The sequence below is a fragment of the Mycobacterium gordonae genome (genome assembly GCF_002101675.1).
GTDB classification, from domain to species: Bacteria; Actinomycetota; Actinomycetes; order Mycobacteriales; family Mycobacteriaceae; genus Mycobacterium; species Mycobacterium gordonae.
Window position 1 is genome coordinate 1 of the sequence record NZ_LQOY01000126.1, and the last position, 12918, is coordinate 12918.

Consider the following 12918-nt stretch of genomic DNA (forward strand, 5'->3'; position numbering starts at 1 on the left):
GGTTTCGGCTTATGTATGACTGAACACTGTTCGTGCCCAAGAAGAAGTGGTGGGACACCATGCGTAAGCGACGGTCGGCCCGTTAACGAGTGTTGGTGTGTCGAATGTCCCTCGGCAGCCGTCTTGAGCCGATGCGCTGCAGGTGAGCGGGGCTGTCTCTTGCAGTTGGTGCCCGCTTCAGGCCCGCGCCGCGGCGTCATCGGGTCAGCCGCGCGTTGTTGGGCGCGGCTGTGTCGGGCCCACATCGATTCGCCGATCGGTTGAACTCGCTGCGATGCTTCAGTCGCTGGTTGGGTTGGTGGAGGCGGGTTCAGCGGTGGCGGCGCGGTGAGTGTCGCTGGCCGCGGCTGGGTGCGTTCGTCGCGGGAGTGTGACTAGTGCGGTGCTGATGGCGATGATGGCGAATGCGGCTGTGGCGACGAGTGTTTGGTGCGTGGTGATCCAGGTGCCGACTCGGGCGACGCCGGTGGCCAGGGGATCTGGGGGGAGGCGGTGTCCTGTGAGTTGTGGGATCCAGTAGTGGAGCAGATAGACCCCGGATGCAAAGAGAATGGTCCCGGCGATCCGGGTCATGTGCGGCATCAGTGGCCGCATGCGCTGTGTGGCAACGGTGTTCGCGACGGCGGCCAGTAGTGCGACGGTGAGCAGAAGGGTGGCTGAGCCGGCGGTGTAGGCGCCGAAGACAACGAGTACACCGGACACGTTGCTGGTGGCCAGTGCCTGGCTGATAACCGAGAGCAGGATCGCGATGCTGCAGGAGGCCGAGGCGATCGCGTACCCGACACCGTAGAGGAGCATGTCCAGGGGCCGTTGAGGATTGCGGCCGAAGTGGGGGCCGGGCAGCCGGATTGGGATATGGCGCCCGGCCAGCATGACCAGTCCGGCAAGGGTCAGCATCGCCGCGAGGACGGTCGCGGCCCACGGGACGGCGCCGATGAGTTGGCGCAGCCCGAGTGCTGCGGCCACGCCGAGAACTGTGAAGGTGCCGGCAAATCCGATGGTCAGCGCCGCGCCGGCGCGCAGCCCCCGGCTGATCCTGGCCGCCAATCCCGCGGACGTGTGCTCACCGGTGGCGGTGTAGGCCAGCACGGCGGGCAGCACCGCGAATCCGCACGGGTTGATGGGGGCGATCATGCCGGCGCCGAAGGCAAGTGCCAGTAGTCCGTTCACCGATCGGCCACTTTGGCTAGTGCCGCTTGGAGTTGTTGGGCGGAGGGTTCGACGGCGCGGAATACTTCCTTGCCGGTGGTGTCGATGATCACCACGGTGGACAGTTGGGTGATATTGAACCGGCGGGCCCAGGCGGTGTCGGTGTCGATCGCGTTGGCCACCCCCGCTGCGTTGTTGGCGGTGAGGAAGCCGGCGACTTCGGATTGCGGCTCCTGCCCGGCGATGTCCACGGCGACGAAGTCCGCCCGGGTGGGGTTCTGGGCTTGGGTTTGGGCGAGTGTTTGGGCGGTAGGCCCGCAGGTGCCGCATTCGACGGCGAAGAACAACACCACTGCGGGTCGGGAACCGGGCACGGTGAGCGGTGTGCCGGTGGCGGTGTGCGCAGTCAAAGTAGGTGTGGCGCCACCGTTTTGGTCTGCCGCAGCGTCGGTCCACGGGTGCCAGCAGAGCACGACATAAGCGATGGCCGCTGCGGCGACTACCACGCCGCCGATGATGATCAGGAGCCGCCGTCGCGGGCCGGTGTGCACGGTGGGTGTGCTGGTGTCGGTCATGATCGCTCTCCGTTAACGCGGTGCTGGTCGCCGGTGTTGGGGTGTGTGGGTGGATCGCAGTGCGGTGACTGCTGGCCGTGGTGGCGGGATCGGCGGTGATACACGGTGTAGGTGAGCGCGGCGAGCAGCACCGCCGCGGCGGTGCCGATGACCCACCCGTTACGCACGAGGCCGCCGATCACGGCCAGCGCACCCGAGGCGATGAGCAGCGGCGCCGCGCAACAGGCGATCGCGGCCACGGCCAACGTTATGGCGCCCAGGATCGCTGCCAGCGTCCCGGTGTCGTGGTGTTTGGTCACGGCGCGATCTCCTCGCGGCTGGCCGGGGCGATGCGCATACAGGCGGCCAGCGCGGCGGCGTTGTCGGCGGCCACCGAGCGCGCCAGCAGCACCAGTTCGGCCACCCGCGGGTCGCTCACCCGGTAGTAGGCATAGCGGCCGTGGCGGCGCAGCTGCACATAACCGCAGTCCGATAGGCAGGCCAGGTGGGTGGAGATGCGGCCCTGGGACAGGCCGATGTGTGCGATGCATTCGCTGACGGTGTGTTCCTCGTTGAGCAGGAACTCCAATAGCCGCAGCCGGGCCGGGTCCCCGAGGGCGCGGAAGAACTTCGCCACCATCTCGACGCCGTTGGCGGTGGCTGGCAACAGCGTGGGGCTGGGGTGGGGAGTCTCGGGCACGAAAACACGGTCCTTCGATTGAGTCGCTGATATTCGGATAAACAGATACTAGGATGCCATCTATATATTCGGCAAGGCGGATACGTGAGGATGGGAAGCATTGTGGTCAGTTATGACCTGGCGGTGATCGGCTCGGGGGGTGCCGCGTTCGCGGCGGCGATCGCCGCCCGCGGCAAGGACAAAACCGTGGTGATGATCGAGCGCGACGTGACCGGGGGCACCTGTGTCAATACCGGTTGCGTGCCGTCCAAGGCGCTGCTGGCCGCGGCCGAGGCCCGCCATGTGGCGCTGGACCAGCACTTTCCGGGCATCGCCACCGCGGCGGGCCCGGTGGATGCCCCCGCGCTGATCGGCGGCAAGGACGCCCTCGTGGAGGGGCTGCGCGCCGACAAGTACGCCGACCTGGCCGCCGAATATGGGTGGGAGATCGTGCCGGGGCAGGCCCGCTTCGCCCCGGGGCCGGTGCTGCAGGTGCAGTTAGGGGACGGGGGGCGCGCGCGTATCGAGGCCGAGCACTATCTGATCGCCACCGGTTCCGCGCCGCGCATCGACCGGCTCGACGGCCTGGATGGCATCGACTACCTGACCTCCACTACTGCGATGGCCCAGACCGCGCTACCGGAATCGCTGGTCGTGGTCGGCGCCGGCTATGTGGGGCTGGAACAGGCGCAGTTATGGGCGCGGCTGGGGATGAGGGTCAGCATCGTGGGCCGCTTCGCCCCGCACACCGAACCCGAACTGGCCGAGCGACTGGCGGCGGTGTTCGCCGATGAGGGCATCACCGTGATCGGCGAGCGCGCTGTCCGCGTGGATCCCGACAACGCCGGCGTCATCGTCGCGACCAGCGGCGGTCAGCGGGTGAGCGGGCAGCGGCTGCTGGTGGCGACCGGGCGGGCACCGGTGACCGCCGGGTTGAACTTAGACGCCGTCGGCGTGGCCACCGCTGACAGTGGTCGGGTGGTGGTCGACGGGCAGCTGCGCAGCGCCAACCCGCGGATCTGGGCGGCCGGTGATGTCACCGGTCATCCGCAATACGTCTACGTCGCCGCCGCCCACGGCGCCGTGGTGGTCGACAACGCTTTTGACGGGGCCGGGCGCAGCGTCGATTACCGCGCGCTGCCGGCGGTCACCTTCACCTCGCCCAGCCTGGCCACCGTTGGGCTGACCGAGGCCGATGCCCAGGCCCAGGGTTATGACTGTGAGTGCCGGGTGCTGTCGCTACAGAACGTGCCCCGCGCGATTGTGAACCGCGACACCCGCGGCGCGATCAAGCTTGTCGCCGAACGTGGCACCGGGCGCCTACTCGGTGCGCATGTGCTGGCCGCCGGCGCAGGTGACGTCATCGCCGCCGCCGTCTACCTGCTGGCCAACAAGATGACCGTGCAGCAGGTGGCGCAGCTGTGGAGCCCGTATCTGACGATGGCCGAGGGCCTCAAACTGGCCGCGCAAACCTTCACCCGCGACGTCACCAAACTGTCCTGCTGCGCCGCCTGAGAAACATGCAGTATCGAGGGAGGGCTACATGACTACCATCGCGCTCGCCCCGCCGAACCGGGTGCCCGCCACAGCAATCACACTTTGGCGGGTGGTGTCGTGATGATCTGGTCCAGCAGAGGCGAATTCGCCGAAGATCTGCTCGTCGGGGCTGTCGGCGGCTATGTGGGCACCAAAGTGATGGAGCCGGTGAGCAGCAAGCTTTACCAGCGCGAATCCCAGCGGGATCGCCAGCGTGAAGACGCCGCCCGGCCCGGCCCGCCGTTTCAGGTCGCCGCCGACAAGACGCTCGACCTGCTCGGCATCCACCTACCCGACCCGGTGCGAGAGCGCGCCGGGATGGTCGTGCACTACGGGCTGGGCATCAGTTGGGCGCCGGTGTATGCGGTCCTGCGCCGCGCGGTCGGCCTGAACCCTGCGGTGGCCGGTCTGCTCACCGGCGCGTCGATGTCACTGATCGTCGATGAGATGCTGACCCCGCTGCTGGGGTTCAGCGCCGCAGACCGCGCCTATCCGGTCAGCACCCACGTGCGCGGATTCCTGGCGCATCTCGCCTATGGCGCGGTCACCGCCGCCGTCATCGAGGGCTGGTGGGCGCTGCGGCGCCGCCGCCCCTGACCACCGCACCCACCCGAAGGAGACAATCCGTATGGCAGAGCACTTCGACGCCGTCGTGATCGGCGCCGGCCCGGGCGGCGAAGTCGCCGTCGGGCGGCTGATTTCCGCCGGCTTGCGCGTGGCACTGATCGAGCGGGAGCTGATCGGCGGGGAATGCGCCTATTGGGCGTGCATCCCATCCAAGACGCTGCTGCGGCCCACCGAGGCCCGCGCCGAAGCCGCGGCCGCCGCCGGGTTATCGCGGCCGGCGCTGGATTGGCCGGCGCTGCGGGACTATCGCGACTACATGATCCGCCACCTCGACGACACCAATCAGGTCACCGGCTATCAGCGGCAAGGGGTGACGGTCCTCAAAGGCACCGCCCGGTTGACCGGTCGTGACCCCTGGCGCATCAGCGTCGCCGACACCGAGATCACCGCGGCGCATGTGGTGATCGCCACCGGTTCGCAGCCGGTGCGCCCACCCATCGACGGCCTCGACGACCTGGACGCGACTGTGGTGTGGACCAACCGCGAGGCCACCACCCTGCGCGAGATCCCGCAACGGGCGGTGATGATCGGCGGCAGCGCGGTCGGGGTCGAGTTGGGGCAGTTCCTGGCCCGCATGGGCAGCCACGTCACCCTCGTGCAGCGCGGCCCGCGGCTGCTGGACCGCGAAGACCCGCGAGTCGGTGAGCTGGTCGCTGCCCGGTTACGCGACGACGGCATCGACGTGCGGCTGGGCCGCCAAGCCACCCGGGCGCGCCGCGACGGCGCCGACGCCGTGGTCGAGTTCGACGACGGCACATCGGTGCGCACCGATGTGATCGTGCTGGGCGCCGGACGCGAACCCGCCACCGCCGGCCTGGGCCTCGACAGCGTCGGCGTCACCATCGGCGATCGCGGCGAGCTGGCCGTCGATGAGCACTGCCGGGTGACCGGTGATGGGTTGTGGGCGCTGGGCGATGTCACTGGTGTCGCGTTGTTCACCCACGTCGCGATGTATCAAGCCCGGGTGGTCGCCGACAACATCGCGGGCACCTCGCGGCGGGCGCACTACACCGGCATTCCGCGGGTGGTGTTCGCCCAACCCGAGATCGCCGCCGTCGGAATGACCGGTGAGGAGGCCCAAAGCGCAGGCCTGGACGTCGTCAGTACCGAACTGAACCTGCCTGATGCGTTGGCGCGGCCGTGGACCTATGAAACCCAGCCCGCCGGCACCCTCGGGCTGCTCGCCGACCGTAGTCGCCGCGTCCTGGTTGGTGCGTGGGCGGTGGCTCCGATGGCCGGGGAATGGATTCATCAGGCCGCGTTGGCCATCCGCGCCCAGGTTCCCATCGACGTCTTGCTCGACGGCATCGCCCAATTCCCCACCTACAGTGAGGCCTTGCTGCATGCCGCCGAACGACTCGACCTCGGTCCACGCAAGCCGCAGGAGAATTCATGAACCACCACAGTTTTCACGCTGACGTGTTCACGGTCGGTGAGCTGTCGCGCCGCACCGGCATCCCGATCAAGGCGGTGCGGGAGTACACCGATCAGGGCTTGGTGAACACCATCGGGCGCAGTCCCGGCGGGTATCGCACCTATACCCGCGAGGCGCTGCGCTGCCTGCAGTTGATCAGCACGCTGCGCGGTATGGGACTGACGCTGCGTGAGATCGGTGACCTGACCCGCCCGCACCCCCAACCGCCGGGGATACGACTTGCCGCACTGCTGGCGGCGTCGCGGCAGCGCACGAATGAGCGGATCGCGGCGTTGCAAGCCACGCTGGACCGCATCGACGCCTACGAACTGCCTCACGTTCCTATCGGGCTCACACCGGCGAGGCGGCCCGGAACGCATCGACATCACCGGTATCGACCTCGCCGACCTGGTGCGCCAGGAGCACCACTCCTACCTGTTTGACCACTGGCCCGAACTTCGGTGGGCAGCGCGGGTCACCGTTCCGCTGCGCGCCGGTGACGTCACCTTGCACCACCGCCGCACCGCACACTGCGCCGGTGCCAACCACACCGCCCAGAACCGGGTATCAATGCTGATCACCTACACCGACGCCCAAGCCACCTACCAGCCGCTTCCCGGCCACGACGGGCTCCCATATTCCCCGGGTCAACCACTGCCCGATGAACGTTACCCATTGATCAGCTCAGCGCCATGTGATGGTTAAGCATCAGCCGAGCCGTCGGTATACCGAATTGACATGGTGCACACCAGCTCCCGCACGACTACACGCAGGACCGGTTCGGTCACAGTCATCAGCTGGGCAGGCCTACTTGAGTGGCTGGGTCATCGACTGACACCTTGATCGCGGCGACTCCTGCTGAAGCAGCGGGCGCCCAGACATCGACGGATTGGCACATGCGAGTGTCTGCCGTGTGTCGGTCGCGCGCATGCGATAGACGCCGCGGTAGCTTTCCAGGCAATGCCGATCTTAGGTTGGCGAGTGCATTTCACGCATCGACAATTGGTGATGCCGCGCACGGCGCGGCCAACGCTGCAGAGCCTGAACACAGACGTAGTCGCAGAGTGGTTGGACAGCAAGGGCATTGAGGACGGCGTGCCATTCTTGATATCGCCTGACGGCCACTACGACATCGACCTGAACACCTACTTCCTGTTGCACCCGGCGCCGGAAAACACTCAGGCAGCGATCGCCTACGACCTAGCGAATTTCCTGACGTTTCTGTGGCACCATCGCCAACCGCTCGGAAAGCGATCGTGGCGCGACGCGACCCCCGAAGATCGCGCAGCCTATCACCGGTGGCGGCGCATCGATGAGCGCGGGCCTGGGGTGAGGGGTGCCACGTGGGGCCGCGAAGTCGCCACCGTGAACTCGTTCTACCGGTGGGCAACCGAATCGGGATTCGTTGAGCACAACCCGATCTTGCAGCGGGCAGCGCGCGATCGCCGATGGCGCCGTCGCGAGGAGGCGGGACTGACGCCTGCCGAAGCACCCAAGGACGGCCATCGTGAAGACTTGGCGTGGTTGCCACCGGCGTCCTATCGCCGCTGGCGCGATGTTGGTGTTCGCGGGTATCTGCCCACCGGTCTGCTCGATCAGTCGTTCGGTGGCCGAAACGCTGCCCGCAACGCCACCTTCTGCGATCTGATGGTTCGCACCGGATTGCGGCTGACCGAGCAGGCCAGCCTGACCATGTTCGACGTGCCCGACATGGACACCCATCGCGCCTACTCGCCGACCCGATTGCCGGCGGCGATCGCCAAGAATGGTTCGGGCCGCCGGATCTACATCCCGGCCACGGTGTTACGCGAGGTGTGGGACTACATCCGCTTCGACCGCGCCGAGCTGATCGAACAAGCCCGCAGCCGCGGCAGCTACAACCAGATTGCGGCCAAACTGGTTGTTGAGGACCCGCAATGCGCGGTGATCGCGCCGCGCACCAGCGGTGGTCGCCGCCGCCCGGTGGAGACTCTCAATCCACGCCAGCGTCGGCGCCTATTCATCTGTGGCGCCGAGGGTTTGGAACCGGCGACGCTGTGGTTGAACCGCAACGGGCTGCCAGTCATGCCGGGAACCTGGCAGTCAATGTTTGGTGATGCCAACGACCGCTGCCGACGCCACGCGGTGGACCTGCGGGCTCACCCGCATTTGTTGCGCCACACCTACGCGGTGGTGACGTTGGAGCAGCTACAACGTGAGCACATCCGCGAGCTGGGCGCCATGAACCCGGCGCAGCGCACGACTTATGAGCAGATTTTCGGTGATCCGCTGGACTGGGTGCGCCGGCGCTTGGGGCATCGATCGGTGGAAACAACGTTCAAATATCTGCACACCCTCAACGAACTCGCCATGGAAACTCGGCTAGCGCTGGTTCCTGACGAGTGGGCCGAATTGCAGCTGCCGGCCGGCGAATTGAGCGGCGAGATCGCCGACGAGAAGATCGTTGACACCGCGGATTCGGCGTGACGAGCCCAGAGCCGAGCGAGGCGCCGCGCCAAGGACCCCTCACACGCAGGGGCCGCCCCGCCGATCGCCCTGAGGGCGTCTACGAACCACCCGAGCGGGTGCAGCCCACGGGCAGCGGATTGGAAGTGGCGGTGGTGGGGGAGAACGGGCGTCGCCGCACGTTCAAATTGAAGACGTTCCCACTGCCGGGCTGGCATAAGCCGTTGGCCGACGCCTTCGCCCGCTGCACCGGTGCCAGTGGAACGCTACGGACACCCGAGAGTGCAGCCGGAGTGTTCTGGTGCTGGCACCGCTTCCTGGTCGCGTTGGCGTCGCTGGTGGATCCGCCGGCGACGCCCGGGGAGCTGACCGTCGACCATCTCGAGTGCTACTGGCGGCAACGCCATGCGCAGGTGAAACAACGCGGACTGGTGCATGAGGTTAGAGCTGTGGGCCGTGTCGTCGGCGAGATGCCGGCGGGCATGATCGCCGAGGAGGTCGATGCGTGGCTGCATCGCCGTCGTTCTGTGGGCCAGAATCCCGCCATCGGCGGGTATTCCGACCGGGAATTCAACGCGATCATGGCGGCGGCCCGGTCGGAGGTCGCCGCGATCCGATCGCGGCTTCAGCGCGGCCAACGCCTAGTCACCCGCTATGAGCGTGAGCCTGACACGTTGAGCGCCGAGGAGCGTCGACTCGCGAAGGTGCTGGCCGAGATTGCGGCTACCGGTGAGATTCCAGTTATCGCCCACGATTCCAGGGCGTGGGACAACCACCCGATGATGACGCTGGCACGCCAGCTGTTTGTCACCGGCTTCGATTTGGGCCCGCTACTGACATTGGCCGTCGGAATCTCGGGGCGCAACCTGGAAACCCTCAAAGATCTCACGATCGAGCACGATGTGTTGGAGGACAAGGCTGTCCGGGTGGAGGTGATCAAACGCCGGCGCGGTCCTGCACGCATGTTCGAGACGGTGCACTGGGAGATCGGCACTCCCAGCCAGCAGCTACGCCGCCCCGGCGGCTATTACCTGCTGCTCGAGCAGATGATGCGGCTGGGTCGGTCGTTCAGCGGCACGTCGTCGCTGTGGTCGGTGTGGGATCCGCCCGACGGTCACCACGGCCCGTTCGACGTGGGATTGCATCTGAAGGACTGGCATATGCAGCGCTGGAAGCAGCGCCACCCCCTCCTTGATGACAACGGTCAACCGCTGCAGATCACTTCGCTGCGCTTGAAAAAGACAGTGGACATTCGCAATACCCGCGCCGCCGGCGGCCATCTGCCCTCGTCGATTCGCTCCAACACCATGCCGGTGCTGTTCACCAACTATCTGCGCGGCGATCCGTCGGTGCATGACTGGGCGGGCGGGGTGATCACCGCGGCGCTGTCAGACGCCGAGACCGCAGCCCAGGCTTGCCACGCCCGGGTGCTGGCCGGTCAGGTGACAACGCCGAACAACGCAGCCCTCCAATTGGATGTGACCGCTACCACCGCCACAGACCTGTTGGCCGGAAATCTCGATACCGCCGTGACCGCCTGCGCTGATATCGATCACAGCCCTCTCGATGGCGGAGGTCGCTGCGGTGTGTCATTCCTGATGTGCTTCGGCTGCTCGAATGCCCTCGTCACCCACAACCACATCCCGAAACTGAAAGCGTTGCTGGACTGGTTGATCGATGAGCGCGGCAAGATCGCACTGGATCTGTGGTGGCGCCGTTACGGCATGGCGTGGATAGCGATCACCGAACACATCCGCCCGAAATTCACTCCAGCGGAATGGGATCGAGCACAGCCCGCTGAGGGTCTGCCCGAGCTGTTGGCGTTGCTGGATGGCCCGCAGGAGCCACGATGACGACGCCCCAGGTGGCTCACACCCCGGTGTTCATCGACCCGGACGCCTTCGTCCTGGGTGGACACGAACTCCGCGAGGGAATCGAACTTGCCACCACGTCGCGGTTCGGCGATGACATCTGGGACCTGCACCCGATCAACCACCAGGACCAGCTGGCTCGCAGCATCTTGAACTTCCCCACGCTGCCCGAGCCGTTCCGCGCGGTCACCAAAGAACTGTTCTACGCCTTGCTGGTTGGCGAGCTGCCACCCGGGGAGGCCCGCCTCAAGCAGGTCTCTATTCGTATTGCCTTTAGCCACGTGAAGAAGTTCTTGGACTGGTCACACGGTCGGGGCCGCTGCACACTAGCCGCGATCACCCGCGAGGACCTCGTCGACTATCAACAATGGGTCCTGCTCACGGATTTGAGTCCAACACAGCGCGGTATGCACCGGCGGGCCGCCCGGCTGTTTTGGGTGTTCCGCGACGCCCTACACACCGACCGGCTCACCGTCGACCCGCAACGTTTGCAGGCATGGCACAACCACAGCAGCCATCCACCCCGGCGTATCGAGAACGCCACCGATCGGATTCCCGAGGAAGTGATCAGCCCGCTGCTGGTCTGGGGGTTGCGGTGGGTCAACGACTTCAGCGTCGACATCCTCGCCGCACGTGAGGAATGGTGGTCGCTCTACACCGCCAGGCATGCAATGGATCAACGCAAACCCTTCGCCGGCGGGCCACTCCCAGCACGACTGGCCAAGCTGCAGCACCTGCTAGATGACTACCGCAGCCAGCGCCGCCCGCTGCCAACGACTGCTGACGGCGAAGTCAATGCGAACTTCCTTGCCCGACAACTACACACGGAATCCACGTTCATCAGCCGAGCGACCGGACGTGCGATGGTCGCGGCCGCCGCGGCAGAGGTAGGCTTCGCAGACGGCTGCTATCTGTTCACACCAGTACGGGCATGCATCGACAGCGCGCCCTGGCTGACCGGATTCGACTATCACCGAATGCCCGAGCTGAGCCGAATGTTGCTGACCGCCTGCTACGTGGTGATCGCATACCTGTCAGGGATGCGCGACAGCGAAGTCAAACATCTCCAGCGAGACTGTGTGAGCCGCCAACGAGACGCCCAAGGGAACGTCTACCGACGCACCATCACCAGTCGCGCGTTCAAGGGCGAGACCCCGAAAGGAGTCACCGCCTCATGGGTAGTGTCGGAATCTGTTGAGCGAGCAGTCGGCGTTCTCGAACAACTCCAACCCGACGACGCGAAGTACCTATTCACAGCACTGTCCGCAACGATGGGTTCTTGCGGAACCGATCGCTCCCGCTCGGTGACCATCAAGTGCACCAATAAGAATTTGAACGAATTCGTCGACTGGATCAACGCCTACTGCGCCGCACACAACCGGGCCGACGACATCCCGCTCATCCGGCGCCAACGCTGGCGGCTCACCAGTGGCCAGTTCCGCCGCACCCTGGCATGGTTCATCGCTCGCCGCCCCGGCGGCGCCATCGCCGGCACGATCCAATACCGCCACCACAGCATCCAAATGTTCGAGGGCTATGCGGGAACAACCGAATCCGGGTTCCGCGGCGAGGTCGAGGCCGAACAATCACTGCAACGCGGCGAGCGCCTCTTGGCCATGATCGAGAACAATGAGCACCATGACTTACGGGGACCTGCGGCCCCCGAAGCCGAAGAACGGCTCACCAACCTCCAACGCGGCAGCGCCTACACAGGCAGTGTGGTCACCGACCCACGACGACTCCGAAGGATCATGCGCAGCGAAGACCCCAACATCTACCTCGGTCACTTCGTCACCTGCGTCTACAACCCGGACAAGGCGCTCTGTCGACGCCAACTCGCGCCCGCAGGCGATCCGAGCCTGCCGGACCTCGCCAACTGCCAACCCCTGCAGTGCCGCAACGTCGCACTCACCGCCGACAACCTCCAAGCGCTCACCGACCAGCTGCATCAACTCGACGCCCACCTCGCCACTGCGGAACTCTTGGCCCCCTTCGTTGCTCACCGCCTCACCCAGCAGCGCCGCGATCTTGCTGCGCTACTTGAGGCTGCCACTGCACCGAAGGACATTGTGTGACCGGGCACCCACTTCCTGGCGACGATGATGTGCGCTCCGCGGCTGACGCATTGCTCACCGAACACCGCGAAGGCGGCGCCTACCCCAGCGTCTCCGCATTGGCGAAGACATTCAACGTCAACCGCACCACGTTCTATCGGCACTACGCCGCCATCACCAACGCGATGCTCGACAGCGCCGCACAACGACAAACCGATGGCCCAAAACGACGACATCCTCGCCACAGTGACGATGGCCGCGACGAGACCATCCGGCGCCTCCGCACCGAAAACACCGACCTACGAAAGCATCTCGAGATCTACGAAGAGCACATCCGGATGCTCACCATCCACAACGCAGCCTACAGAAACCAACTCGAGCGACTGGCCGGCATTACCGATCTGAGCTCACACCGAGACAGTTAACGGCCAACAGGACAGACGCCCCGGCCCACAGACCGAACCTAAATCGCCCTAGCACTGCCGAACCATCTCCTGGCGGGCATCCCCCGATACCGGCATCCCTGACGCTGACTGATCCGAAGGGGTAACACGTCCGAACAATGAACAGATCCAGATACGCCACATAA

At 65.9% G+C, this 12918-nt stretch carries 13 protein-coding genes; 9 read left to right on the forward strand and 4 right to left on the reverse strand.

From position 1 onward, the window contains the following. Positions 1 to 279: 279 nt before the first annotated feature. The 4 genes from AWC08_RS19325 to AWC08_RS19335 are packed head-to-tail and all read right to left on the reverse strand — an operon-like array spanning position 280 to position 2403. On the reverse strand, positions 280 to 1170 hold the full coding sequence (locus tag AWC08_RS19325) for a cytochrome c biogenesis CcdA family protein (RefSeq protein WP_174900778.1): 891 nt from the start codon (positions 1168 to 1170) through the stop codon (positions 280 to 282). Continuing rightward, the gene (locus AWC08_RS38360; protein WP_055576801.1) at positions 1167 to 1724 is read right to left on the reverse strand and encodes a TlpA family protein disulfide reductase; all 558 of its coding nucleotides are present in this window, start codon (positions 1722 to 1724) and stop codon (positions 1167 to 1169) included. The genes AWC08_RS19325 and AWC08_RS38360 overlap by 4 nt, the downstream gene beginning before the upstream one ends. Further along, positions 1721 to 2023: a hypothetical protein gene (locus AWC08_RS19330; RefSeq protein WP_055576802.1), complete on the reverse strand. Its 303-nt coding sequence runs from the start codon at positions 2021 to 2023 to the stop codon at positions 1721 to 1723. Before AWC08_RS19330 ends, AWC08_RS38360 begins: the two co-directional genes overlap by 4 nt. Further along, complete coding sequence (locus AWC08_RS19335) at positions 2020 to 2403, reverse strand: ArsR/SmtB family transcription factor (RefSeq protein WP_055576803.1); 384 nt, start codon at positions 2401 to 2403, stop codon at positions 2020 to 2022. Before AWC08_RS19335 ends, AWC08_RS19330 begins: the two co-directional genes overlap by 4 nt. A 90-nt stretch (positions 2404 to 2493) precedes the next feature. Here AWC08_RS19335 and merA point away from each other — a divergent pair, with 90 nt between their 5' ends. The 9 genes from merA to AWC08_RS19380 all read left to right on the forward strand — a co-directional run bounded on the left by merA (position 2494) and on the right by AWC08_RS19380 (position 12754). Further along, entirely contained in the window at positions 2494 to 3897 is a 1404-nt protein-coding gene (gene merA, locus AWC08_RS19340) for a mercury(II) reductase (protein ID WP_055576804.1), read from the forward strand. 102 nt (positions 3898 to 3999) lie between these two features. Continuing rightward, entirely contained in the window at positions 4000 to 4515 is a 516-nt protein-coding gene (locus tag AWC08_RS19345; protein WP_055576805.1) for a hypothetical protein, read from the forward strand. 31 nt (positions 4516 to 4546) lie between these two features. Further along, entirely contained in the window at positions 4547 to 5941 is a 1395-nt protein-coding gene (locus AWC08_RS19350) for a dihydrolipoyl dehydrogenase family protein (protein ID WP_055576806.1), read from the forward strand. After that, positions 5938 to 6402, forward strand: a complete 465-nt coding sequence (locus tag AWC08_RS38365; protein WP_063892812.1) for a MerR family transcriptional regulator — start codon at positions 5938 to 5940, stop codon at positions 6400 to 6402. Before AWC08_RS19350 ends, AWC08_RS38365 begins: the two co-directional genes overlap by 4 nt. Next, a complete protein-coding gene (locus AWC08_RS19360) occupies positions 6344 to 6664 on the forward strand; it encodes a phytanoyl-CoA dioxygenase family protein (protein ID WP_232007743.1) in 321 nt (106 codons plus the stop codon). Before AWC08_RS38365 ends, AWC08_RS19360 begins: the two co-directional genes overlap by 59 nt. 276 nt (positions 6665 to 6940) lie before the next feature. After that, positions 6941 to 8425: a tyrosine-type recombinase/integrase gene (locus AWC08_RS19365; RefSeq protein ID WP_232007736.1), complete on the forward strand. Its 1485-nt coding sequence runs from the start codon at positions 6941 to 6943 to the stop codon at positions 8423 to 8425. Next, complete coding sequence (locus AWC08_RS19370; protein ID WP_136623054.1) at positions 8422 to 10257, forward strand: hypothetical protein; 1836 nt, start codon at positions 8422 to 8424, stop codon at positions 10255 to 10257. The genes AWC08_RS19365 and AWC08_RS19370 overlap by 4 nt, the downstream gene beginning before the upstream one ends. Beyond that, positions 10254 to 12350, forward strand: coding sequence for a hypothetical protein (locus tag AWC08_RS19375; RefSeq protein ID WP_055576809.1), 2097 nt, complete (start codon positions 10254 to 10256; stop codon positions 12348 to 12350). The genes AWC08_RS19370 and AWC08_RS19375 overlap by 4 nt, the downstream gene beginning before the upstream one ends. After that, positions 12347 to 12754: a hypothetical protein gene (locus tag AWC08_RS19380; protein WP_055576810.1), complete on the forward strand. Its 408-nt coding sequence runs from the start codon at positions 12347 to 12349 to the stop codon at positions 12752 to 12754. Before AWC08_RS19375 ends, AWC08_RS19380 begins: the two co-directional genes overlap by 4 nt. The last annotated feature ends 164 nt before the right edge of the window (positions 12755 to 12918 follow it).

Excerpts from the sequence above, each read along its gene's own strand:
- merA (WP_055576804.1), top strand. The coding sequence starts at position 2,494 with ATGGGAAGCATTGTGGTCAGTTATGACCTGGCGGTGATCGGCTCGGGG.
- AWC08_RS38360 (WP_055576801.1), bottom strand. The coding sequence starts at position 1,724 with ATGACCGACACCAGCACACCCACCGTGCACACCGGCCCGCGACGGCGG.
- AWC08_RS19345 (WP_055576805.1), top strand. The coding sequence starts at position 4,000 with ATGATCTGGTCCAGCAGAGGCGAATTCGCCGAAGATCTGCTCGTCGGG.
- AWC08_RS38365 (WP_063892812.1), top strand. The coding sequence starts at position 5,938 with ATGAACCACCACAGTTTTCACGCTGACGTGTTCACGGTCGGTGAGCTG.
- AWC08_RS19350 (WP_055576806.1), top strand. The coding sequence starts at position 4,547 with ATGGCAGAGCACTTCGACGCCGTCGTGATCGGCGCCGGCCCGGGCGGC.
- AWC08_RS19375 (WP_055576809.1), top strand. The coding sequence starts at position 10,254 with ATGACGACGCCCCAGGTGGCTCACACCCCGGTGTTCATCGACCCGGAC.